General features: G+C 60.1%; 19 protein-coding genes and 1 pseudogene. 16 read left to right on the forward strand and 4 right to left on the reverse strand.

Annotated features, from left to right (window positions below):
• Nucleotides 1–403 precede the first annotated feature (403 nt).
• Nucleotides 404–1,219 (reverse strand): IclR family transcriptional regulator, encoded by an 816-nt coding sequence (locus AAGW23_RS10560; protein ID WP_158188578.1) that lies wholly within the window; start codon nt 1,217–1,219, stop codon nt 404–406.
• A gap of 132 nt (nt 1,220–1,351) precedes the next feature.
• Between AAGW23_RS10560 and AAGW23_RS10565 the strand changes: the two genes are divergently transcribed.
• The 14 genes and pseudogenes from AAGW23_RS10565 to AAGW23_RS10630 all read left to right on the forward strand — a co-directional run bounded on the left by AAGW23_RS10565 (nt 1,352) and on the right by AAGW23_RS10630 (nt 18,065).
• A complete protein-coding gene (locus AAGW23_RS10565; protein WP_158188577.1) occupies nt 1,352–1,741 on the forward strand; it encodes a Zn-ribbon domain-containing OB-fold protein in 390 nt (129 codons plus the stop codon).
• Entirely contained in the window at nt 1,738–2,886 is a 1,149-nt protein-coding gene (locus tag AAGW23_RS10570; RefSeq protein ID WP_342406438.1) for a thiolase, read from the forward strand. The genes AAGW23_RS10565 and AAGW23_RS10570 overlap by 4 nt, the downstream gene beginning before the upstream one ends.
• Before the next feature lie 29 nt (nt 2,887–2,915).
• Nucleotides 2,916–5,054: an acetate--CoA ligase family protein gene (locus AAGW23_RS10575; protein WP_342406439.1), complete on the forward strand. Its 2,139-nt coding sequence runs from the start codon at nt 2,916–2,918 to the stop codon at nt 5,052–5,054.
• Nucleotides 5,038–5,904 carry a MaoC/PaaZ C-terminal domain-containing protein gene (locus AAGW23_RS10580; protein ID WP_342406440.1) on the forward strand — a complete coding sequence of 289 codons (867 nt, stop codon included), beginning with the start codon at nt 5,038–5,040 and terminating at the stop codon, nt 5,902–5,904. The genes AAGW23_RS10575 and AAGW23_RS10580 overlap by 17 nt, the downstream gene beginning before the upstream one ends.
• Nucleotides 5,905–6,113: 209 nt before the next feature.
• A pseudogene (locus AAGW23_RS10585) lies at nt 6,114–6,497 on the forward strand (PaaI family thioesterase); the annotation flags it as partial.
• Nucleotides 6,494–7,555, forward strand: coding sequence for an acyl-CoA dehydrogenase family protein (locus tag AAGW23_RS10590; RefSeq protein WP_342406442.1), 1,062 nt, complete (start codon nt 6,494–6,496; stop codon nt 7,553–7,555). The pseudogene AAGW23_RS10585 and the gene AAGW23_RS10590, both read left to right, overlap by 4 nt.
• On the forward strand, nt 7,552–8,316 hold the full coding sequence (locus AAGW23_RS10595; protein WP_342406443.1) for an enoyl-CoA hydratase/isomerase family protein: 765 nt from the start codon (nt 7,552–7,554) through the stop codon (nt 8,314–8,316). The genes AAGW23_RS10590 and AAGW23_RS10595 overlap by 4 nt, the downstream gene beginning before the upstream one ends.
• Before the next feature lies 1 nt (nt 8,317).
• Nucleotides 8,318–9,463, forward strand: coding sequence for an acyl-CoA dehydrogenase family protein (locus tag AAGW23_RS10600; RefSeq protein ID WP_342406444.1), 1,146 nt, complete (start codon nt 8,318–8,320; stop codon nt 9,461–9,463).
• A gap of 59 nt (nt 9,464–9,522) precedes the next feature.
• Entirely contained in the window at nt 9,523–10,440 is a 918-nt protein-coding gene (locus tag AAGW23_RS10605) for an SDR family NAD(P)-dependent oxidoreductase (RefSeq protein ID WP_342406445.1), read from the forward strand.
• A 10-nt stretch (nt 10,441–10,450) separates the two neighbouring features.
• Nucleotides 10,451–11,452, forward strand: coding sequence for a nitronate monooxygenase (locus AAGW23_RS10610; RefSeq protein ID WP_342406446.1), 1,002 nt, complete (start codon nt 10,451–10,453; stop codon nt 11,450–11,452).
• 147 nt (nt 11,453–11,599) lie between these two features.
• Nucleotides 11,600–12,739 (forward strand): TAXI family TRAP transporter solute-binding subunit, encoded by a 1,140-nt coding sequence (locus AAGW23_RS10615; protein WP_342406447.1) that lies wholly within the window; start codon nt 11,600–11,602, stop codon nt 12,737–12,739.
• A gap of 75 nt (nt 12,740–12,814) precedes the next feature.
• On the forward strand, nt 12,815–14,767 hold the full coding sequence (locus AAGW23_RS10620; protein WP_342406448.1) for a TRAP transporter fused permease subunit: 1,953 nt from the start codon (nt 12,815–12,817) through the stop codon (nt 14,765–14,767).
• 13 nt (nt 14,768–14,780) lie between these two features.
• Complete coding sequence (locus AAGW23_RS10625; RefSeq protein WP_342406450.1) at nt 14,781–16,511, forward strand: acyl-CoA dehydrogenase family protein; 1,731 nt, start codon at nt 14,781–14,783, stop codon at nt 16,509–16,511.
• 261 nt (nt 16,512–16,772) lie between these two features.
• Nucleotides 16,773–18,065 carry an MFS transporter gene (locus AAGW23_RS10630; protein ID WP_342406452.1) on the forward strand — a complete coding sequence of 431 codons (1,293 nt, stop codon included), beginning with the start codon at nt 16,773–16,775 and terminating at the stop codon, nt 18,063–18,065.
• A 261-nt stretch (nt 18,066–18,326) separates the two neighbouring features.
• Here AAGW23_RS10630 and AAGW23_RS10635 read toward each other — a convergent pair whose 3' ends face one another.
• From AAGW23_RS10635 to AAGW23_RS10645, 3 genes are all read right to left on the reverse strand, one after another.
• A complete protein-coding gene (locus AAGW23_RS10635; protein WP_342406453.1) occupies nt 18,327–18,782 on the reverse strand; it encodes a hypothetical protein in 456 nt (151 codons plus the stop codon).
• A gap of 589 nt (nt 18,783–19,371) precedes the next feature.
• Entirely contained in the window at nt 19,372–20,526 is a 1,155-nt protein-coding gene (locus AAGW23_RS10640) for an acyl-CoA dehydrogenase family protein (protein WP_342406454.1), read from the reverse strand.
• A gap of 65 nt (nt 20,527–20,591) precedes the next feature.
• Entirely contained in the window at nt 20,592–21,440 is an 849-nt protein-coding gene (locus AAGW23_RS10645) for an IclR family transcriptional regulator (protein WP_125882681.1), read from the reverse strand.
• A gap of 250 nt (nt 21,441–21,690) precedes the next feature.
• On the opposite strand from AAGW23_RS10645, the gene AAGW23_RS10650 reads away from it, so the two are divergent.
• The gene (locus AAGW23_RS10650; protein WP_342406455.1) at nt 21,691–22,476 is read left to right on the forward strand and encodes an enoyl-CoA hydratase; all 786 of its coding nucleotides are present in this window, start codon (nt 21,691–21,693) and stop codon (nt 22,474–22,476) included.
• A gap of 2 nt (nt 22,477–22,478) precedes the next feature.
• The gene (locus tag AAGW23_RS10655) at nt 22,479–24,008 is read left to right on the forward strand and encodes a 3-hydroxyacyl-CoA dehydrogenase (protein ID WP_342406456.1); all 1,530 of its coding nucleotides are present in this window, start codon (nt 22,479–22,481) and stop codon (nt 24,006–24,008) included.
• Nucleotides 24,009–24,016: the final 8 nt, after the last annotated feature.

The raw sequence follows: 24,016 nt of genomic DNA on the forward strand, positions 1-24,016 counted from the left end.
AGGTAGTGAGCAGCCCCAAGAGGAGCTGCCATGCTTAAGTTTCTGTAGTGAGGGTAACGTTATGACGACACCTGAAAGCTGGCGAGTCATCTTGCATTCGTTACTGGCCGCTATAGCGACCGCTCGTAAGCATTAGCTCGCCGACGTAGCAAGCGGGGTTTGCGACGGTAATGATTGAGTGGCGGCTCGGCTGGTATGCGTTTGTCACAGATGATCGGCCAGCACTTGGCAGCATCTGAGTTCACTCCTGTCATAATGCGGTACGCACTGTAAACGAATTCATCATTCGCAACGGATCGGGGCCGCCTTCCGATTGTGGGGCTTGGTAGGTGCCTGTCGATTGATTTACTGAGTCAGTTCCAAGCTCCGGTCTGATTGATGATCGGCTGCGGAATGCTATTCATCATTCGGAATACTGTTCACGCTTCGCAGGTTTGCTAGGGAACAGTGCTCTGCTGATAAAGCGTGCGGTTTGATTCAGGGCTTCCCCCATAATTTCCAGTTCCGCTCGCGTGTGCTGCGCCTCGATCCCAATGCCTGAAATCACAAAACGGGGCTGGTCGTGTTGGTCGGCAATCGCGCTGGCCACCAGGCTCACCCCTCTATAGAGATTGCCCTCGTCGATGGCCCAGCCGGTATCGAGCGACGTCCTAGCATCTTTGGCATAGGTTGCGAACGGAGGTGGGTTCTCCCAGTGCAGGCGTGCGAATCGCCGGCGGAGCTCGTCTTTCGGGAGATTTCGTAAACCCGCGATGCAGCGGCCGCCGGCGCCGATGAGTTCCGGTAGCCGCGAGTTCAGCCGAACATCAACATGCGCTGAGTTTGGTATCGCACGCGACATGGCCATGATGTGGTTATCCCCGGTCACCTGCCAGAGGACCACAAGGATTCGATGATTCAGGCTCAGGCGCTCGAGTTCGGGCTGAATCAGGTCGGTATAGCTATAGCCGATGAAGCTAACCGCTAGCTCCGAGAGGCCAAGTCCTAGTCGGTAGGACTTATTGGTCCCGTCAAAAGACACCAATTGTTCGTTCGTCAGCGTTCGCAGGATGTTGAACGTGGTGCTTGCGCTGATCCCAGTTGCGCGAGCGATTGTCGCGACCCCCTCAGCATCGGCGCTGTGGGCGAGATGGCGCAGGATCTGGATTGCATTGACGACGGCGCCTACGTCCTTGCTGCCGGGGCGGTTTTTTTGAGTATCGCTATCTACTGTTTCCATATTCACTATTCGGATTGACATTCAGTATTCGGAATGTATGCTGAATTTCGAGTCTTGCATACGGCGCCTTGGATTTTTCACGGCGACATAGTAGGGGCATCGCTCCGAATAACAACAATCTGGAGGACGGCCATGATAGGTCCGCTCACAGCTTCCGGCGAAGTTGGCCCCGAAGCACGCTATCTATCCTTTCTCGCTGAGGGCCGATTCATGCTTCAGCGCAGTCGTTCTAGCGGTAAGTACGTGTTCTATCCGCGCGTGGCAATACCCGTTACCGGTGAGACCGATCTCGAATGGGTGGAGGCCAGCGGTCTGGGTACGGTTTATGCGATTACCGTGAACCGATCACGCCAGGGCAATCATAACGTTGCGCTGGTAACTCTTGATGAAGGCGTGCGGATGATGACGCGGCTTGAAGGCTGCGAGTCCGCGCCAATCGGTACTCGCGTGAAGGCTGAAATTATGATCCTCGACGACGCTCCGGCTGTTGTTTTCCGACCGCTAGCGGGGGAAACGGCATGAGCACACTTCGCGGTAAAACCGCCATCGTTGGAATTGGCTCCGCTGGAATCGGGGCTGCGCCGGGGTTCTCGGCAATCGAGTTACTTGGCCAGGCGTCGTTAGCGGCCATCGCCGATGCCGGGCTGAGTCTTGGCGACATTGACGGGATCTTCGCTGCGACGAGCTCGCATGCCTTCCCGACGCTGTCGGTGGCGGAGTATCTCGGCATCCGACCTTCCTTCTTCGATGGCACGAACGTAGGAGGGTCGAGCTTTGAGATGCATCTCCTTCAAGCCACGCTGGCGCTAGAGGCCGGACTCTGCAACGCCGCGCTGATCTGTTACGGCTCGAACCAGCGGACCGCTGGCGGGCGCCTGGTGTCGATGAGCGAGCCGCAGTGGCACGAGACGCCTTACAAGCCTCGCCATCCGATCACCGCCTATGCCTTGGCGGCCAGCCGTTACATGCACCAATACGGCGTCACCCGTGAAGACCTTGCCGAGGTTGCCGTGGCGGCGCGTGGCTGGGCCAATCTGAATCCGGAAGCATTTGCGCAGGGCCCGCTGAGCATCGAAGACGTGCTCAGCTCTCGAATGATCAGCGACCCACTCAGCGCAGCCGACTGTTGCCTGGTCACCGACGGAGGCGGCGCCTGCGTAATGGTGCGCGCCGATCGAGCGCGGGATCTCCCGCAGTCACCGGTCTACTTCATGGGGGCGGCAGGTGCCCAATGGCACCGGTCGATCGTGGCGATGCCGGATCTGACCGTGACTGCTGCTTCGGAGAGCGGTCCCCGGGCAATGGCTGCCGCGAACGTAGCGCATGCCGACATTGATCTGGTGATGCTCTACGACGCGTTCACCCTTAATACGTTGCTGTTTCTGGAAGACCTCGGCTTCTGCCCCAAAGGCGAGGCCGGTCAGTTCGTCCGCGGAGGACGCATCGCACCGGGCGGGGAGCTGGCCGTGAATACCAATGGCGGTGGCCTGTCGTGTGTCCATCCCGGCATGTATGGAATGTTCCTGATTATCGAGGCGGTCAGGCAGATCCGTCGGCAGGCAGGGGCCAGACAGCTGGACAAGGCTGACATCGCCTTGCTGCACGGAAATGGCGGAACGTTATCCAGCCAGGTAACAGCTGTTCTCGGAAGCGCCGCGGCGCTTTAACTCCACACTCAGCAAAGGCGTGAAAGGCAATGCAAGAGAGCAAGAACCAAGCGTCCGGGATGCGCTTCGATAGCCTGACGTCGCTACTACAGCCTCGCTCGGTGGCCGTGGTTGGCGCATCGACCGATCCTACGCGAATCGGCGGGCGGCCCATTTCCTACATGTTGCGTCAAGGGTTCAGCGGGCGGCTGATGCCCGTCAATCCCAAACGCGAGCAGGTGCAGGGCATCCCCGCATTCGGGCATGTCGATGACCTGCCAGAGGCACCGGATACGGCGATTGTGGCGGTGCCGGCTGCGCAGGTGCTTGCGACCATCGAGGCGTTAGGGGCGAAAGGAGCGCGCAGCGCACTGATTTTCTCCTCGGGGTTCAGCGAAGTCGGGGGGGAGGGGGTCGAGCTGCAAGCGGCGCTGGTTGACGCGGCCCGTCGTTGGAACATGCGTTTGCTCGGCCCCAACACGGCCGGCGTATTCAACGCGAACCATGGATATTACGGCACCTTCGCATCTGGCTTGGAGCGTGGCTTTCCGCTGCCGGGCCGCATCGGCATTGCCTCACAGTCGGGGGCTTACGGCGCGCATCTGCTCGGATTGGCCCGGGCGCGCGGGCTCGGCACGCCCATCATGGTCGCCACCGGCAATGAGTGCGACATTACCCTGGGCGAGTCGATTGGCTGGCTCGTGGAGAACCCAGACATAGATGTCGTCACAGCTTATGCCGAGTCGGTGCGAGATGTAGACAGCTTCATTGCTGCGCTGGAAGTGGCGCACCGGGCCCGCAAGCCGATCATTCTGCAGAAAGTGGGGCGAAGCTCGCTGGGGCAAAGAGCGGCGCTTTCACATACCGCGGCGCTTGTAGGTGATGACAAGGTCTTTGACGCCATCCTGGCCGACTATGCGGTTATCAGAACCAACAGCAGTGCCGAACTGCTGAATATCGCTTATGCGGCGACACGCCGGATCTATCCGGTGAATAACAGCCTCGGAATGGTCACGATCAGTGGCGGAGCCGGCATTATCGTCAGTGATGCCGCCGAGGATATCGGGCTGCCCATGCCATCGATGCCCGAAGCGTCGCAGGCCCGGCTCAAAGAGCTTCTGCCTTTCAGTTCACCGATCAATCCTGTGGATTTCACCGCTCATGTGCTGAATGATCTGGCGCTGGCGAGCCAGTTCACCGAAAGCTTGATCACGGACGGCGGCTACGCGTCGGTGCTCGCGTTTTTCAGCCAGGCCGGCACTGTTCCATCGATCGCGCCGCGACTGTGCGAGGCGTTCAAGACCGTCAAACAAGCGCACCCGGAGCGCTTGTTCGTTATCTCGCTCATCGGGGATGAGGAGCAAGTCGCCCCCTATGAGGAAGCAGGCTTCGTGTTGTTCGAAGACCCTACCGAGGCGGTCACTGCGATCGCTGCGATGGGGCGTCTTGGCGATGCATTTGCCCGACCGTTGCCGGAGCCGCAAACCTTCGAGCCTATCGAACTGCCCAACGGCGCGATAAGCGAGGCCTGCGCTAAGACCCTTCTCAGCGATTTCGGCATCGCATCCGTACCGGAGCGTGTAGTCAGCGACGCCGGCCAAGCCGAGCGCTACGCCGCTGAAATCGGTTTTCCCGTTGTTATGAAGATTGCTTCCGCCGATATTCCGCACAAATCAGAGATTGGTGGCGTGCTGCTGAATGTCATGGGGGCAGCCGCGGTACGCGATGGCTTTGAAACCCTGATGGCCCGTGGTCGGGAGCGGGCGCCTGACGCCAGGCTGGATGGGGTGCTGGTGGCTCGCCAGATATCCGGCGTCGAGTGTTTCATGGGCATCAAACGAGACCCTCTTTTTGGACCCGTCGCCGTGTTTGGTCTTGGCGGGATTTTTGTAGAAGTTCTCAAGGACCTGGCGTTTCGCCGCTGCCCCTTCGACGTCGCAGGCGCTCGTGAACTCATCTTGTCCATCAAGGGAGCGCCGTTGCTACTGGGTGCCCGGGGCAGGGCGCCTGTTGATATCGACGCGTTGGCCAAAATGCTGTCCGAACTGTCGGTCTTCGCCTGTCGTGCTGGTGTCCGCCTGCAGTCAGTTGATCTGAACCCGGTTTTCGCGCTGCCGACAGGCCAGGGCGCGTTTGCTGCGGACGCCGTGATCGAGACGACGGAGGTGGCCGATGCCGCTAGATCCTGAACGGCTCCTGCGCTACCCGATTCCAGACGTTAGACATCATCTGGACCGTCACAGCACGGCGTTGTACGCGCTTTCGGTAGGGCTTGGTATCGACCCGTTGGATCGCCAGTCGCTGGACTTCGTGGATTTCAATCGTCCGGGTTTTCAGGCGCTTCCGTTGATGGCCGTCGTCGCGGCTTATCCGGGCTTCTGGCTTGGCAAGCCCGACACCGGCGTTGATGCGACACGCCTGGTACTTGGCGAGCAACGTGTCGAGTGGCATCGCCAGCTGCCAACGGAAGGTGAAGTGATCGGGCGTACAAGGGTTACCGGAATCGTCGACAAGGGCCCAGGCAAGGGCGCATTGCTCTACAGCGACAAGGAGCTCATCGACCCGGTGCGCGACGAGCTGATAGCCGTAACGTCGAGCACTACCTTTTTACGTGGCGATGGCGGTTGCGGCACGCTCAGTGGCCCGGTGCCGACAGCCCATGTGCTCCCCGAGCGCGAGCCGGATCGTTCGGTCGATTTGGCTACCCGGCCAGAGCAGGCGCTCTACTACCGCCTCAATGGCGACGACAACCCGTTGCATGCCGACCCTGACTTTGCTTTGAAAGGCGGCTTTCAACGGCCAATCCTTCATGGACTGTGCACGTTGGGCGTGGCGTTTCATGCCCTGCTGAGCGAACTGGCCAGTTATCAATCCGCCCGCATACGTTCGTTGACCGTGCGTTTTTCAGCGCCGGTTTTTCCAGGCGAAACGATCCGAACCGAGATGTGGAACGACGGCTCCTTTCGGGCTCGCGCGGTTGAGCGAGACGTTGTGGTGCTGAGCAATGGGCATGTCGGCCTGGCGAGTCAGTCGCACTGAGCCAAGCGGACTTCAAACCACTCACTCAGAGAACAAGAACAATGAGCGTTGAACATCTTTCTCTCAGCGACAGCCCGGCGTCAGGCGACTCAGCCGTTGCTCCAGGCACCGGCGATGTCGCCCGCGAAAGCTCGGACCGTTCTGTCGAACCGGCTCGCGTAGCGGCAGACCTCGCCGCCAACAGCGGCCCTTTTCCAACCGGGCGTTACACGTTTCAGGAATTCCTTGGGCTGGAGCGCTGGGTCGATGGAGACGTCGTACGGATTCGCCTCAAGCATCGTCCCGAGTTGATGAATTACCTGGACCACTTCCACGGCGGCGTGCTGATGACGGTACTCGATGCAGCCATGGCTGGCGCCATTCGGGCGTTCACGCCCGCCAGTTCCATGGTGACCATCGAAATGTCGACCCACTTCATGGGGGCATCACGAAGCGAGCTCAATGCAGTCGGTCGCGTGATTCGGCGTACCCGGACGCTGTGCTTTTGCGCAGCGGAGATTTTCGACGAGGCGGGCACTCTGATCGCGACTGGCGCAGGCAGCTTCAAATATCGCCAGGCGCAAGAACCACATGAAAAGGGAGCACAACCATGACCGACATAGCTGAAATCGCTCGTGAGCGAGATGAGCGCCTGCAGCTCATACGCAACAGCGCAGCGTCCCTGGTTCCGCGAGACGGCGGGCTAACCCGGGTCCGGCAGCAGCGCTTTGCGAAGCAAGCCGTAGACCGGGATACATGGTCGCAGGTGTGCTCAATGGGTTGGCCTGGGTTGTGTCTGGCTGAGGAGCTGGGTGGCAGTGGTCTCGGCATGGCGGAATACGTGGCACTGCTCGAGGAGCTGGGGCAGGGCCTCTTGCCTGAGCCGTTGATCGAAGCGGGTTTGGTCGCGCCGTTACTGCCAGCCAAGGAGCGTGAAGCGCTGCTTTCGGGTGAGCTTCTGGTGCTGCCAGCCGGGATCATGTTCGAGTCGAAAGAGGCGCTGCCTTCGCTCTCTGACGGTCGGCTGACCGGTACGGTCCGGCATGTTGTTCTCGGAGGCGCCGCCGATGCCTGGCTGGTCGCCTGTGATTCAGGCCTGGCCATGGTGCATCGCTCAGCGGAGGGCGTTGACGTAATTGAAGAACCGACACAGGACGGTGGCCACCTTGCCCATTTGCGGTTTCGCGGTTCACCGGCGCGCCAGATCGACGCGCCACCCGCGGCGCTTGATAAAGCTGCCCTGGGCTGCGCCGCTTATCTGGTTGGGCTGATGGATGCAGCGTTAGAGCGTACCCGCGAATACCTGAACGTACGCCGCCAGTTCGGCCGGCCGATTGGCGGGTTCCAGGCGCTTCAGCACCGTATGGTCGATCTCAAGATCCAGGTTGAACTGGCTCGTGCGATGGTCAGCGAGGCGGCAAGGGCAGTCGACGCCCATGAATCGCCAATGGAATACGAGCGCTTGGTTTCCACGGCCAAGGTCAAGGCGGCGGAAGCCGCAATGCTCGTCACGCGTCAGGCGATCCAGTTGCATGGGGGCATTGGCTACACGGATGAAGCCGATATCGGCCTGTTCCTGCGCCGGGCCATGGTGCTGCTCAATGCGCATGGGTCGGTCTCCTTTCACAAGCGCCGGTACTTCAGATTGCTCGAGTCCGAGGGCGCGTTATGAGCGATCTTCTGCTTCAGAGCACCAACGGAACCGTGCGCACGCTGTGCCTGAACAACCCGGCGCGGCGCAACGCGATGTCGCTGCCGATGCGCGTAGCGCTGCTTGCCGCTTTGGAAGATGCCGACCGCGATGCTGCGATCCGTAGCGTGGTGATTGCCGGGTCGGCTGAAGTCTTCTGCGCGGGGGGCGACCTCAGCGGTATGAATGTCGGCAATCTGTCGGAAGGGCGAGCGCGAATGCAGCAAAACGCTCGCCTGGTGCGGCAGATGACGCACATGGGCAAGCCCTTGATAGCCGCTATCGAAGGCTGGGCTGTCGGCGCCGGACTCTCGCTTGCTCTGGCGTGCGACAGCCTGGTCTGCAGTCGCACAGCACGTTTTGCAGCTTCGTTCGGAAAGGTGGGGCTGCTCCCCGATCTCGGGCTGCTGCACAGCCTGCCTGCCCGCATTGGCGTTGGTCGGGCCAAGCAGCTGCTGATGTTTGGCGACGTCGTCGATGCATCGGAAGCCTATCGGATAGGCCTGGTGGATGTGGTGTGTGACGAGGGCAAGGCCCTCGACATAGCGCTCGAACGAGCAGCCAACGTTGAACACCAGGCACCCCTGCCGTTAGCCATGACCAAAACACTGCTCGCGGATGGGATGGATCTTCTTTTGGAGCGTGAAGGCGAGCTTCAAAGCCAGCTCTTTCTGAGTGCGGACCATGCCGAAGGCAAGGCCGCGTTTCTGGCCAAGCGCGCGCCCACTTTTAGAGGACAGTGACATGACTGACTACAACGCGATGGATGACGACTCGTTTCGTCAGACCGTCCGCCAGTGGATTGCAGCAAATTATCCCGACGAGATTCGCAACCCGCCGCGCCGGCTCGGCCGAGCAGAGACCCAGGGCTGGTATCGCGCGTTGTCACGACAAGGGTGGCTGTGTCCTGGCTGGCCCGTGCAGTACGGCGGGATGGGGCTGAGCACCGGCAAGCAGCTCATCATGATCGAAGAGATGGAAGGCTACGGTTGCGCTCGCCTGCCAGACAGCGGCATCACCATGCTGGGGCCGCTGCTCATTCGATACGGGACCGAGGCGCAGCGGGCGCGTTTCCTGCCGCGGATCCTCAGTGGTGAAGACATCTGGTGCCAGGGCTATAGCGAGCCTAATGCCGGCTCGGACCTGGCCAGCCTGCGTACCGAAGCGGTGCTGCGTGATGGTCACTGGATCATCAACGGCCAGAAAACCTGGACGACCATGGGCACGGACGCAAACTGGATCTTTCTGTTGGCGCGGACAGAGCGCGGCGCCAAGCCCCAGCAAGGCATCAGCTTCATTCTGGTTCCGATGGACAGCCCCGGCATCGAGGTTCGTCCAATCCTCAACCTGGAGCTGCACGGCGAGTTCAGCGAGGTCTTCTTCAACGACGTGCGTGTGCCGCAGGACCACCTCGTCGGGGAAGCCAACAAGGGCTGGGACATGGCCAAGGCCTTGCTGGGCTTCGAGCGCATCTTTCTCGGCTCTCCCAAGCAATCCACCTTTGCATTGGAGCGACTGGCGCGTCTGGCCAAGGCGTTGGGACTGTGGGGCGAGCCTGTATTTGCCGATCGGTTCACCGCTCTGCGCATGGATCTGGAATGCCACAAGGCGCTCTATTCACGCTTCGCAGAGCGACTGAGGCGCGGTGAGACGCTCGGCGCTGAGGTCTCGATGCTGAAGATATTCCAGTCCGAGCTGTATCAGCGCATCAGTGAGGTGGGGCTCGAAATCGCCGGCCAGGATTCGGGCCTGCTTGAGCCTTTTCGGGACGACCCGGAGCTCCATCCGGCCGGGATCTTCATTCAAGCGCGCCCCACGACTATCTACGGCGGCACTAACGAGATTCAACGAAACATCTTGGCGAAGAGCCTGCTCGGCCTCGCGAGCTGAACCACGCCTGGAGCGCGTGTAGCCGACTACCCAACCATAACGAACAATAGGAAAGGGCAATGACTGAACGACTGAACGAAGGCAAGGTGGCGATCGTAACGGGCGCCGGAGGCGGCATCGGTCGCGAACTCGCCGTAGCACTCGCTCAAAGCGGGGCGAAGGTGCTGATCAACGATATTGGCGTGTCTCTTCAGGGGGCGGGCGGGTCTGCCACACCGGCCGAGGAAACCCTCGGCTTGATCCAGCAGGGCGGTGGCGAGGGGGCGATCAACACCGATAGCGTTTCCGAGTGGGACGGGGCGCAGCGAATCGTGGCAAGCGCGCTCGATGCGTTCGGCCGGCTGGATATCGTCATCAACAACGCAGGCATTCTGCGCGACGCCATTTTCCACAAGATGAGTGCCGACGATTGGCTGTCGGTCATCAATGTGCATCTCAACGGCAGTTTCTTTGTGAGCCGGGCCGCAGCGGAGCATTTCCGCGCACAGCAAAGCGGCGCCTTCGTTCACATGACCAGCACCTCGGGGCTGATCGGCAACTTTGGTCAGGCCAACTACTCGGCGGCCAAGCTCGGCATCGTCGCTCTGTCCAAGTCGATCGCGCTCGACATGCAGCGATACAACGTCCGGTCAAACTGTATTGCTCCATTTGCCTGGAGTCGCATGACGGACTCCATTCCTGCCGAGACGCCAGAGCAGAAGGCCCGTGTGGAGAAGCTTCAGCGCATGACTCCCGAGAAAAACGCCCCATTGGCCGTTTACTTGGCGTCCGATGCGGCCCGCGAGGTAAATGGTCAGGTCTTTGCGGCCCGCCACAATGAGCTGTTCCTGATGAGCCAAAGTCGACCGTTGCGCAGTGTCCACAGCGATGTCGGTTGGACACCGGAGCATATTGCGGGGCACGGCATGCCGGCTTTGCGCGGTAGCTTCATGGGGCTGGACCGGAGTCCGGACGTTTTTGCATGGGACCCGATCTGAGGAGCCGCTCATGGCTGTGCTGACAACCCGCTTTACCGAAACCTTTGGCATTGAACACCCGGTCATGCAGGGCGGCATGCAGTGGGTAGCCCGCGCGGAGCTGGTAGCTGCGGTGGCCAACGCAGGAGCGCTGGGCACGCTCTCGGCGCTCACGCAGCCAAGTCCTGAGGCGCTCTACAAGGAGATCGAACGTTGCAGGCAGCTGACCGATCGGCCTTTCGCGGTCAACTTGACGGTGCTTCCGACGGTCAAGCCCGTGCCCTATGCCGAGTACCGAGCCGCGATCATCGAAGCAGGCGTAACAATTGTGGAGACCGCTGGAAGCAATCCTCAGGAACATATCGCTGACTTTCGTAGCCACGGCGTCAAGGTGATCCATAAGTGCACCTCGGTGCGGCATGCCTTGAAGGCGCAGCAGCTGGGCGCGGACGCGGTTTCCATCGATGGGTTCGAGTGCGCAGGGCATCCCGGTGAAGACGATATCCCGGGGCTTGTTCTGATTCCTGCCGCAGCCCGGCGCCTGTCCGTGCCATTGGTAGCGTCGGGCGGCTTCGCTGACGGGTACGGGTTGGTAGCCGCGCTTGCTCTGGGCGCAGACGCCATCAGCATGGGCACACGGTTCATGTGTACAGAGGAAAGCCCTATCCATCACCGCATCAAAGAAAGGCTCGTTGAGGGCGATGAGCGAGGCACCGATCTGATCCTGCGAACTCTGCGCAACACGGTCCGTGTGGCGCGTAACACCGTCAGCGGAGATGTTCGCTCACGCGAGGTGGAGGGTGCTTCATTTGACGAGTTGGCACCTCTCGTTTCGGGGCTGCGTGGGCGCATGGTCTACGAGACGGGCGATCCGGACCATGGTGTCTGGTCGGCTGGAATGGTCCAGGGACTGATTGATGACGTACCGAGTTGCAGATCACTGGTCACTCGACTCGTCGAGCAGGCCGACACGGTCATCCGCGAGCGACTTGCCGGGGTCTGCATGCGCACCCCGGCGTTCGCTTACGAGTGAAAACGGCCACTCGAGCTGTGTAGCGTCTGCGAAGTGAGCAAGCGACGTCGGACGCCAAGCGAGAACGCGGCGGTGCAGGATCAGGGCAAGACTTGGCCGGTGAGCTAATGCCGGCCTTCACCAAAACAACAATATTGAGGTTCAGCCATGTTCACCACGTACCCTAAATACCTCCTCGGCAGCATTCTGGCCTTCGGCAGCTTCGTAGCGGCCGTTGGCGCACAAGCACAGGAGCTGCCGAAATCCATGACATGGGGCGCCTACGATGTAGGTTCTTCAGGCTATGCCGAAGCCTCGGCCATTGCCGACGCGTTCAGCCGTAAATTCGACACGCGAATCCGCATCCAGCCGTCCGGGTCATCGATCGGCCGATTGCAGCCGCTCGTGCACGGCCGCACCGACTATGCGTTTCTGGCAACCGAAGCCTTCTTTGCCTCTGAGGCTATTTACGACTTCGCGTCCCGCAAGTGGGGACCGCAAAACCTGTGCGCACTGGCGGGGCGACCTGCCTCCGGCGGCCTGGTAACTGCAGCCGATGCAGATATTCATTCGGTCTCGGAGTTGAAGGGCAAGCGTGTGGCGTACGTTGCCGGCAATCCATCGATCAACGTAAAGCTTGATGCTTTGTTGGCCTTTGGCGGCCTGTCCGGAGCCGACGTCGAGGCTATTTCGTTCCCGACGTATGCCTCAGCTATGAGTTCACTGGCCGAAGGCAAGGCCGACGCCACCTTTACCGTAACCACGCCCAGTCAGATGTATGAGTTGGCGGAATCGCCCCGAGGGATTCGCTGGCTGGACATTCCGCCGGACGATGCAGCAGGGTGGAAGAAAATGGGAACGGTTGCGCCCATATTCTCCCCATTCGCCGAATCGGTAGGTGCCGGTTTAACCAAAGAGCACCCGGTCAACATGGTCGCGTATCGATACCCGATGGTGGTCGTTCGCTGCGACCTGGATGACAAGGACGCGTATGCCTTCATCAAGGCGCTGGACGAGACCTATGACGTCTATAAGGACGCCACCTCGGTAATGCCGCGGTGGGAGCTGAGCCAGTCCGGCGTGCCTCCGTTAGACGTTCCCTTTCACGACGGAGCCATCCGATACCTGAAAGAAAAGGGCGTCTGGAGCGAAGACGCGCAGGCGTGGAACGACAAGCGCATGGCGCGCTTGGAAGCGCTTAAAACGGCTTGGAAAGGAGCCGTTCAAGAGGGCAAAGACATGTCCGACGAGGCGTTCGACACGCTTTGGCAGGCCCAGCGCACCGAGGCCATCAACAAGCTCGACTAACGGTTCGCCCGAAGAGCCTCCATCTGCTACGAGGCGGTCTCATCGCTGCCCGTAGCAGCCTCATTAAAAATTTTTGTGGATGGTGATCTCATGGCTTCGAACCTAGATGCTGACACCGCGAACGAACTGCACAGTGGGCGGCTGTCAGGGGCTGCACTCTATCTGGCCATCTTTTTGGGTGGGGCGGGCCTGCTTACAACGATCAATCAGACCTTTTCGTTGAAGCTCTTTGGCTTCCAGCCTATGGGAAATGCCTACCTTTACTATCTGATTGGCCTGTTTCTGGCCGTCGCGTTTCTTTGCTATCCCGCTCGGAAGGCCGACGCTCAACGCGTGCCTTGGTACGATTGGGTCCTTGTTCCGGTTGTGCTCGGAGTGTCGCTTTATTTGGGTTACAACGGCCAAACAATCATCGAGCAAGGCTGGGACTATCAGGCGCCGTTGTTAGCGACTGCGGTTGCTTCCGTTCTGTTGGTAATTGTCCTCGAGGCGCTCCGGCGATGCGCCGGCACCGTTGTCTTTTTCGTCGCGCTACTGTTCGGCAGCTACCCGCTGTTTGCTGGATACATGCCGGGTTTTCTGTGGGGTAACGAATACTCGCTGGCAGAAACCGTGCGCGCTCATGTCATGGGTGTCGAAAGCATCATTGGTATTCCGATGCAGGTGGTGGCGAATCTGGTCATCGGATTCATCGTTTTCGGAGCGACCCTAACGGTCACCGGCGGCGGTGAGTTCTTCATGAACTTTGCTACTGCGCTGATGGGCAGGAGCCGCGGGGGGCCAGCCAAGGTGGCTGTGCTGTCCAGTGGGCTGATGGGAAGCCTGTCCGGTAGCGCGATCTCGAACATCCTCTCCACGGGACCGATCACCATCCCGACCATGAAAAGGGTGGGCTATCCGGCGCACTACGCGGCTTCGGTGGAGGCTTGCGCGTCAACGGGTGGAACGCTGATGCCGCCGGTGATGGGCGCCGTCGCCTTCATCATGGCTTCATTCCTAGGCGTTTCGTATGCCGAGGTCATGGTGGCGGCGGTACTGCCCGCCTTGTTGTTCTACGTTGTGCTCGTATTTCAGGTCGATATTTACGCCGCACGTAACGGTTTGAAAGGCCTGGAAGCGAGCGAGATACCAAGCTTATGGAGCACGCTGAAGGCAGGTTGGCCTTATCTATTTAGCCTCGTTGCGCTCATCTACATGATGCTGATCATGCGCATCGAAGCCTATGCCCCTTATTTCGCGAGCTTGGTGTTGATCACCGTTGCGCTGTTCAAAAGACATGGGCGACTCAATGCCAAAGGTGCGCTGACGCTGCTCAAGGAATTGAGCACGAGCGTCGCCAATCTCGTTGCGATCCTGGCCGGGATCGGGCTCGTCGTCGGTGGGTTGTCCTACTCGGGGGTGGCGGGAGCGTTCGCGCGTGAGCTCCTGCTGTACGCCGACGGCAACATCGCTTTGATGCTTATTGCCGGTGCCGTGACGAGCTTCGTGCTGGGAATGGGCATGACGGTGAGTGCGGTCTACATCTTCCTGTCGATCCTGCTGGCTCCCGCGCTGGTGGAGGCCGGGCTCAATCCGCTTGCGAGTCACCTGTTCATTCTCTATTGGGGAATGATGTCCTACATCACGCCACCGGTTGCGCTGTCTGCGATCACGGCTGCCAATCTGGCAGGCGCCGGCGCGACCAAGACGAGCTTTTATGCCATGCGCATGGGGGCCGTTCTCTTCGTTCTCCCATTTCTATTCGTCATCAACCCCTCCTTGATACTTCAGGGCGCCTGGCCAGGGATCGTTCAGTCCGCACTGACAGCTGTCCTGGCAATGTGGTTATTGGCCTCTGGGTTCGAGGGTTACCTTTACCGCATCGGTCACCTTGGCATCTTCGCGCGAGCAATCGTTCTGCTGGCGGGAGGGCTGTTCATCTATCCCGAGATCTACTCCGACATGTTCGGGCTGGCGATCGTGATAACCCTGTACCTGGGGCACACGTTGTCGATTCGGCGTGAGCGTACTCGCCGTAGGCTCGCTTAGGCCGGAGGCAAACATGACCAGACTAGATAGCGCTGTACCAATCCCTCAGGCGAACATCCCGGATAGCCGCGGGCTCAACCTTTACACAGTTGATCCCGCGCTGGGCCGGTTACTCGCCGTCTACCTTACGGAATCTGAGTTCGAACAATGGCGTCCGGTCATGGAGCGGTTGGGGGCTCGTGCAGGGGGGGAGCTTGACGAGCTTGCACTCTCAGCGGATCACAACCCGCCGGTGCTGCAGCATCGCAACCGACGGGGGGATGACCTTCAGGAGGTCCGCAAACACCCGGACTATGTTGCATTGGAGCAGGTGGCGTTTGCTGAGCTAGGGCTGGCAGCGATGAGCCATACGAAGGATGCGCCCTCGCCGTTGGTCAAATACTCGTTAACTTATCTGTTCGTGCAAGCCGAGTTTGGTTTGTGCTGTCCCGTCAGCATGACCGACTCGCTGACCAGAACGTTGCGAAAGTTCGGTGATCCCGAGCTCATTGCGCGTTATCTACCGGCGCTGACCGCCAGGGAACTGAGCGGGCTTTTTCAGGGAGCGATGTTCATGACTGAGCGTGAAGCCGGCTCGGACATATCGGCGATTTCGACAACCGCTAGGTACGAGCAGGGCCAATGGAAACTCTCTGGTGAAAAGTGGTTCTGCTCCAATCCGGACGCAGATCTCGCAATGGTATTGGCTCGGCCCAAGGATGCTCCCGAGGGTATGAAAGGCGTCAGCCTGTTCCTGCTTCCCCGGGTTCAGGCCGATGGTTCTCCGAATGCCTACCGGATCGTCCGCCTCAAAGACAAGTTGGGCACGCGCTCAATGGCCAGCGGTGAGATCACTCTGGAAGGGGCGACCGCTTTTCTGATTGGTGAAATTGGCCGCGGTTTCCAGCAGATGGCCGATATGGTCAATATGTCCCGATTGTCCAACGGGGTTCGTTCGGCCGGGTTGATGCGTCGCGCCCTGACTGAATCGGTATTCATCGCCCGTTCCCGTCGGGCATTCGGTAGGCGCCTTGTCGACATGCCACTCGTTCAGCGGCAATTGATCAAGATGAGCCTGCCGACCGAGCAAGCGCGCTCCATGTTCATGCAAACCGCGACCTTGCTGGCCAAGGCAGACGCCGGGGACTCGCGCGCCCAGAAATGCTTGCGGATACTGACACCTCTGATCAAGTTCAGGGCGTGCCGCGACGCCCGCAAGGTAGCAGGCGACGCCATGGAGCTCAGGGGAGGGCTCGGTTACATCGAAGAGTGGAGCGATGCCCGTATCCTGCGCGACGCCCACCTTGGTTCGATCTGGGAAGGTACCAGCAACATCGTCGCGCTCGACGTCGTTCGAGCCTCCGTTCGCGATGAAGCGCTGATGCCTCTTTGCGAGCACCTTTCCAGCCTGCTCGCAGAATGCTCTTCACGGCTGCCGAAAGAGGGGATGAACCTCGCGTCGAAGCTTCTCGATCGCACCATAGCCGCGGTCGAGGGTGTGGCTCGCGCTGATATGTCTGCCGATATCCGCCGCGCTGCAACCGCCTTGTACAACCTGGCTAGTGCAGTCTTCATGATGTGGGAGGCGGTTCAATGTCAGGACTACCGTCGCCTGGGGCTCGCCTACCTGGTCTTGATCCATAAGCTGCTTCCAACAGACCCGTTGGCTTCGCCCGATGCTGCGCGTCGCCAAGCCGTCATTGCGCAAATAGCGGCTGAGGCCGAGATTACAGAGGATGAAGCCAATTCGCTGTTGCCATACTGAACGTAGCGTGGACGCGACCGCAGGGCGCCGTCATCGGTACATCCGTTTAGAGCGCCAAGCGCTGCAGCGGCGCGCCAAGCTATATGTTACGGATGAAAGCGGGACATCAGTGATAGGGCCAGGCAGTGGCATTGATGATCACTGCTTGGCCGGTTCAAACCGTAGTTTGCATACCAGAAACGGACACTAGACATACCTATCGCGTAGCCACGACGTACTTGAGCGGCGAAGGCGGTCATCTACTTACTCGAGGAGCGTTCGATGAAATCAAAGCCAGGATTGCGACAGATTTTGTCATCGCTCTGGGAACGTAACTGGTATCACGGATGGAACATCGTTGCGGCCGCCACGCTCCTCACCTTGCTGACCGTTGGGATGCGCCTCGGCATCGGCCCGTTCTTTTTGCCGATGGCGAAAGACCTGGGGTTTAGCCGCAGTCTTCTCGCGACCATCGTCGGGATTGGCATGCTGTTCTATGGACTTGCGATGCCTCTGGCTGGCTATCTCGTTGGGCGCATTGGAACGCGCCGCGTACTGTTACTTGGCACAGCAATCGTCGTAGGCGCAACGGCTTGGACAGTTGTTGCGCGCACCCCATTCACCTTTCTCCTTTCGTTCGGTGTGCTGTTGTCCATTGGTCTTGCGTTTACCAGCCCCGTAGCCCTTACACCTGTTATCAGCCGCTGGTTTACTCGGCAGCGCGGTATGGCTTTGTTCTTCCTGTCCACTGGCTCGATGGCGGGCATGGCGGTCGTTACACCGGTGCTGACACTGTCAATCGAGTCATATAATTGGCAAACCAGTCTCGTCTCCTTTGCTGTTGCATTCGTGTTGATAACCGTACCGGCGGCGTTGTTCATCATTCGGGATGAAGTGCCACAGAACTCGGATCTGCTACCGGCCAAAGCGGGTTCCCCCGCCTCCGCCAATGATGCTGCGGCGAGTGGACTTACATTGAATGCCGCCATGCATACGTCTCCGTTCTGGAAGATTGTGTTCGGCCTGTTCGCGTGCGGATACAGCATGAATCTATTGGGTACACATGGCGTGCCCATGCTGATGGATCACGGCTTCGATGCCATGACCAGCTCCTACGGCATCGGCCTGATCGGCCTAGTGGCGATTGCCGGGACTTTGGTGCTTGGCCGATTGTCCGATCGAGTGCCGCGTAGAAATATTCTGGCCGCCATCTACTTCATTCGGGGGTTGGGTTTCTTCGCGCTTCTGCTGGTCGGTACTCACTGGGAGCTGTACATCGCAGCCACCATTGGTGGGATAGTCTGGGCGGGCAGTATTGCAACCTCGTCGGCCATCCTTGCGGATGTATATGGCGTGCGGCTGGTTGGGGTTATGTATGGAACCGCTTACCTGGGCCATCAGGTGGGAGCGATGATCAGCTCATGGCTTGGCGGGTGGGGGTATGAGCACTTCGGTACGCACTGGGTCGCTTTTGGCAGTTCCGGCGTGCTGCTCATGTTCGCTGCAGTGGTCTCGCTTAAGCTGCCATTACCAGGTTTCAGGTTGGCGCAGCCATTGGCTGTAGCAAGAGCGTGAAGTCAGGACATCCGCACTGATCATGTGGCGCGCCCCGCGAGCCGTAGTCCTGAGCGCAACACACCCTGAGCCGCCTTTTATGCCCGCGCAGTGCACAGCTGCCGAGGCGGTTGAGAAGGAAGCAAGCGTTCCGGTGATGCAAGGATTCGAGCTGATTTCGCGGCTTTGAAGCAACCTTGTCGGATCCAGGAATACGCGGCACCCTCGGCTTATATTTGTCCCGACCAGATAGAGCAGAAGCTTTCAATGACTTGAATGGCATCAATATACGAGGAAGTCGACCGACCGCTTCTGGGCCGAAAGCTGCCCCTTTGATTTGAAACTGGTTGGTAGCTCATCCATCACGCTCAGCTTTGGCGCTAGAGCCCTAACTTGCATTGGTAGCGAGAACAAAAGTTGCGGGCTCGCTGTTCGCTCGGGTGCTTGATCTTTGTCGAACAGCTTCAGCCCGGTGAGGTTGACGTGGTCGTAGATGACGTAGATGGCAGAGCCGTCGGCTGTGGCCTTTGCTTCGGCGGCGAGTATGTCCGCGGTGCTGTCCAAGGCCACGCTGCCTTTAGCGGCGCAACAGATCTCAGCGGGATTACGACCGGGAGGCGCGTGGAGCCGGCTGACTATGGTTTGCACTGCCTCGTAGTCCAGGTCAGATGCTGCGTACGCGCGCTTGAGGTAGGATTCGCTGATCCAGGCGGCGAAAACCAGATCGGTGATATCCATGTCTTTTTTTCAGCAGGTCGTAGTCGTGCTTCATGGCCTCGACCAACTACGGCTTGATACTCGCTTCCATGTTCGAGATGCCGCCAGCATTTGAAATAGAGACCTTGACGCCTGTACACCTGTTACTTATCCGGCCCGACAAATTTGGTGTCCTCGTCGCAGGGTCCAGATAAGGCGCTAACGGTTTTCGTTAAGGTAGATGAACTGCGGTAGGCGAAGACAATCATCGTTACCGGATCAGCCTGCTAAAGTATCGCTCGTCGCGCGGCGGCTCCCATGCCATGCATGAACTAACCGAAGCCGCAGTTCAGCGAACCCCGGAACCTATATCCGCTCGCTCCCGCACGGTGCGACAGCCATACCGCTGGTTGAAGAGACGCCACTGCTTGAGCTAGCTCTGGCCTGGCATCCGGAAAATAACTCACCCGCTTTGAAAGCCTTTCTTGCGGCGTTTCAGAAGCAGGGAACGGACCCGCTGTCGCAGACACAGCGGTAATCAGCTGTTCGCAGGTAGGGAGCCCTTGGTTATCGACGATTGCTCGATAACCAAGAGCGCTCCAGAGCACACTCGACGCTCCCTTGCACTGCGTTAACGCTGTGCTTCGCGGATCATGTTGCGGGCGATGATTATTTGCTGGATCTGAGTGGTGCCCTCGTACAGGCGGAACAGGCGCACGTCGCGGTAGAATCGCTCGATGGCATATTCGCTGACGTACCCGGCGCCACCATGGATCTGCACGCCTCGGTCGGCCACGCGGCCGCACATCTCGGTGGCGAACATCTTGGCACAGGATGCCTCGGTGCTGACGTTCAGGCCTTCGTCGCGCTTGCGCGCGGCATCCAGCACCATGCAGCGCGCAGCGTAAATCTCGGCCTTGCTGTCGGCCAGCATGGCCTGGATCAGCTGGAATTCGGCGATGGGCTGGCCGAACTGCTTGCGCTCGATGGCGTACTGCAGAGAGTCGGCGAGCATGCGCTCGGCGGCGCCTACGGAGAGTGCGGCGATGTGCAGACGACCTTTATCGAGCACCTTCATGGCGGTCTTGAAGCCGACGCCTTCCTTGCCACCGATCAGGTTTTCGGCCGGTACGCGAACGTTCTCGAAAATCACGTCGGCGGTATGCGCGCCTTTTTGGCCCATCTTGTGATCCCGCTTGCCGACCGTGACGCCTGGGGTTTGGGCTTCGACGATGAACGAACTGATGCCACCGGCGCCCTTGATTTCGCGGTTGGTACGAGCCATCACGGTGAAGATGCCTGCATGCGGCGCATTGGTGATAAAGCGCTTGGTACCGTTGATGACGTAGACATCACCGTCGCGAACGGCGGTGGTCTTCAGCGAGGCGGCGTCGGAGCCGGAGTCCGGCTCGGTTAGGCAGAAGGCGCTGAGGAAATCGCCAGCGGCCAGCTTGGGAAGGTACTTGGCTTTTTGCTCGTCTGTACCGTCGAGCAGGATTCCAATGGAGCCAATGCCGTTGTTGGTGCCGATGTAGGAGCGGAACGCCGGGGACGTGCGGCCCAGTTCGAAGGCAATGTTCACTTCCTCTTCCATGGTCACGCCCAGCCCCCCGAAATCCTCGGGAATGGTCAGGCCGAATAGGCCCATTTCCTTCATCTGCTCGACGATGTCCGCCGGCATCGAGTCGGTTTCGGCAACTTCGTTTTCGCGCGGGATCAACGCTTCGTTGACGAACTGGCGGATGGAATCCAGCAGGATTTGCAATGTTTCCGGATCGCGGATCATGTGTTACTCCTCGAGGGTCCGATGGTCGGACGCGTCATATCGACGAGGCACGACCCGCTTCTTCATCAGCGGGTGCTGGCCTCGATGTTGCTAACCATGTGGACCAGCCGCGGTCCGATGTCCTCTTCCAGCTTTTCGCGCGAGAGCTGAAAACTCGGGCCGCCGCAGTTGAATGCCAGCAGCCCGTGCTGCGCATGCGTCATGGGCACTGCAACCGCATTCACATCCCGGTGCCACTCGCCGATCGACAGGCAGTAGCCGTAGTCGGCGTAGTCCCGGAAGGCCTTTTCCAGGCCTTTTCGGAGCTTGGGCCAGTCCTCGGGATGCCGGGTGCGAATACGGTCCAGTAGAAAATCGCACTCGTTTTCCGGCAGCCCAGCCAGGCAGGCACGTCCCGCAGCGCTCAGATGCAAGGGCAGATGGGTACCCACTTGGCGCCGCATCGTGAGGTTGCCCTGGCCGTGCACCACGTCCAGATAAACCATCTGCAGCCGGTCCCGGGCCGCCATCGCCACCGCCGCATTTGCGTGGTTGGCCAACTGTTCCATTAGAGGATGCGCTACAGCCCGAATCGACAGGTTGGAGAGCATCCCGTAGCCAAACGACATCACACCGACGTCCAGCTGGTATTTGCCTTGGGGCAGTTGCTTCAAATAACCCAGGCGCGTCAGCGTGTGAGTCAACCGGCTAACGGTCGGCCGAGGCAGGTTGGCCTTGCGGGCCAGCTCCTGATTGCTCAGCACGCTTTCGCGCGGGCTGAAACAGCGCAGCAACTCCAGGCCCCGGGCCAGCGCGGTGACGAACTGGCGGTCCTTTTCCTCCTCATCGAGAGCCGATATCGGATCGAGCAGAACCCGTTCGGTCTCTAAAAGCGAGTCCTGATCCGGGGACCGATCCTTAATCCTGCGTTGCATGGTAGAGCCTCTTTTTTTATAAAATCAAGTTTTCGAAATTGTATTCCGCATAGCGGACATTCGACAAGGGTTGCTTTCCCTGAACGTTTATTTTGGGTATAGACCGCTATTGCGACGGTTTCTTCGACAAAAGTCGTATGTCAGGGGGGTGACATTTAAAGAAAACAACGTTAAAACCTATCGCCCCACGAAAAAGCGAAATGCAGTTTCGCATAGCAGACATGTCTGCGTGACCAAAAGCGGAGCAGAGATGAGCCAACCACTCGATCCAGTCGTACTGCTGGAGTATCCCCATGATGGTGTCGCCGTCGTGCGTATCAGCCGTCCCGAAGCCAAGAACGCGCTCAATGCGAGCGTGCGTCATCAGTTGGCTGAGCACTTCCGCACGCTCGCCCGGCGTGACGACATTCGCGCCGTCGTGCTTACCGGTGGTGAGCAGTTCTTCGTCGCAGGTGCGGATATCAAGGAGTTTGCCAGCGCCTCGCCGATCGAGATGTATGGCCGTCATACCGAGTTGCTATGGGATCCGATTGCCCGCTGTCCGAAGCCGGTCATCGCCGCCGTTAATGGCTTCGCCCTGGGTGGCGGCTGCGAACTGGCGATGCACTGCGACATCATCGTGGCCGGCGAGTCGGCCCGTTTTGCCCAGCCGGAAGTCAAGCTCGGCCTGATGCCGGGCGCTGGCGGTACCCAGCGTTTGATTCGCGCCGTGGGCAAGTTCCAGGCCATGCGCATCGCCCTGACCGGCTGCATGGTCAAGGCGCCCGAGGCGTTGGCCATTGGGATGGTCAGCGAAGTAGTGCCGGACGACCAGACTCTTGCTCGCGCGCTGACGCTGGCCAGCGAAATTGCTGCGTTGCCGCCGCTGGCCGTGCAACAGATCAAGGAAGTGATGCTGGCCGGCGCTGATCTGCCACTGGACAGCGCACTGACCCTGGAGCGCAAGGCGTTCCAGTTGCTGTTCGATTCCGCTGATCAGAAGGAAGGCGCGGCCGCCTTCTTCGAAAAGCGCAAACCCACCTACCGCGGGGAGTAAGTATGGCTCGCTCGATTAACATCATGGGGCTGGTCGGCACCGGCGTAATGGGTGCCGGCATCGCCCAGATCGCTGCACAGGCTGGCGTGGAAGTGCGTTTGTACGATGCCCGAGAGGGCGCAGCCGTGACGGCCCGCGACAATCTCGCGAATACCCTCGACAAATTGGTGGCCAAAGGCAAGATCAACCAGGCCTCCGCCGATGCTGCCGTGGCGCTGCTCAAGCCTGTCACCGCCATCGAAGAGCTCGCCGGTTGCGACATGGTGGTGGAAGCCATCGTCGAAAATCTGGATGCCAAGCGCGGCTTGCTGACTCAGCTCGAAGGCATCGTCGACGCCGAATGCATCCTGGCGACCAACACCTCGTCGCTCTCGGTGAGCGCCATCGCCACAGCCTGTCAGCATTCGCAGCGAGTCGCCGGCTTTCACTTTTTCAACCCTGTTCCATTGATGAGGGTGGTCGAAGTCATCGACGGTATCGCCACCGATCCGGCCGTCAGCGATGCCCTGCTGGACCTGGCCAGGCGCATGGGCCACACCGGTGTGCGCGCCAAGGACACCCCAGGTTTCATCGTCAACCATGCCGGCCGTGCCTACGGTACCGAAGCCCTGAAGATCCTCGGTGAGGGTGTCGCCCCGCAAGGCGATGTGGACCGCATCCTGCGCGAAGGCGCCGGTTTTCGCATGGGCCCGCTGGAGCTGTTCGACCTCACCGCGCTGGACGTTTCCCATCCGGTGATGGAATCGATCTATACCCAGTTCTACAACGACCCGCGCTACACGCCGTCCCCGCTGACCCGCCAGATGCTGGTGGCCGGCCGCGTGGGCCGCAAGGTGGGGCAGGGGTTCTACCGCTACCAGAACGGCCAGATGGTCGATGCGCCGCGACCGCAACCGGTGCCGAGCGTCGAGCAATTGCCGCCAGTGTGGGTCGCCACCGAGCGCGCAGACGACCAGCAGAAGCTGGCCGAGCTGCTCGATGCGTTGGGCGCGCAGGTGGAGGAGGGCGATCGTCCTTCCGAGCAGGCGCTGTGCCTGATTGCGCCGTACGGCGATGACGCCACCACCGCAGCCAACCGCTTCGGCGTGGATGCCGCCCGCACGGTGTGCGTGGACCTGCTGACCGATCTGTCTCGCCATCGCACGCTGATGATGACCCCGGCTACCCGTCCGGACATGCGCGCTGCCGCCCATGCGCTGTTCGCCCGCGATGGCGTGGGCGTCACAGTGATTCGCGACAGCGTCGGTTTCGTAGCGCAGCGCGTGCTGGCCATGGTGGTCAACCTGGCCTGCGACATCGCTCAGCAGCAAATCGCCAGCCCCGAAGACATTGATCAGGCCGTGCGTCTGGGCCTGGGTTATCCGCAGGGTCCGCTGGCCTGGGGCGACAGCCTCGGTCCGCGTCGCCTGCTGACCATACTCGAGCGCATGCTGAACGTGACCGGCGACCCGCGTTATCGCCCGAGCCATTGGCTGCGTCGCCGTGCCCTGCTGGGGCTATCGCTGCGCCTGGATGAGCCGTCCACCATATAACCCTTTCC

This window comes from Stutzerimonas chloritidismutans (assembly GCF_038562055.1).
Taxonomy (GTDB): domain Bacteria; phylum Pseudomonadota; class Gammaproteobacteria; order Pseudomonadales; family Pseudomonadaceae; genus Stutzerimonas; species Stutzerimonas chloritidismutans_A.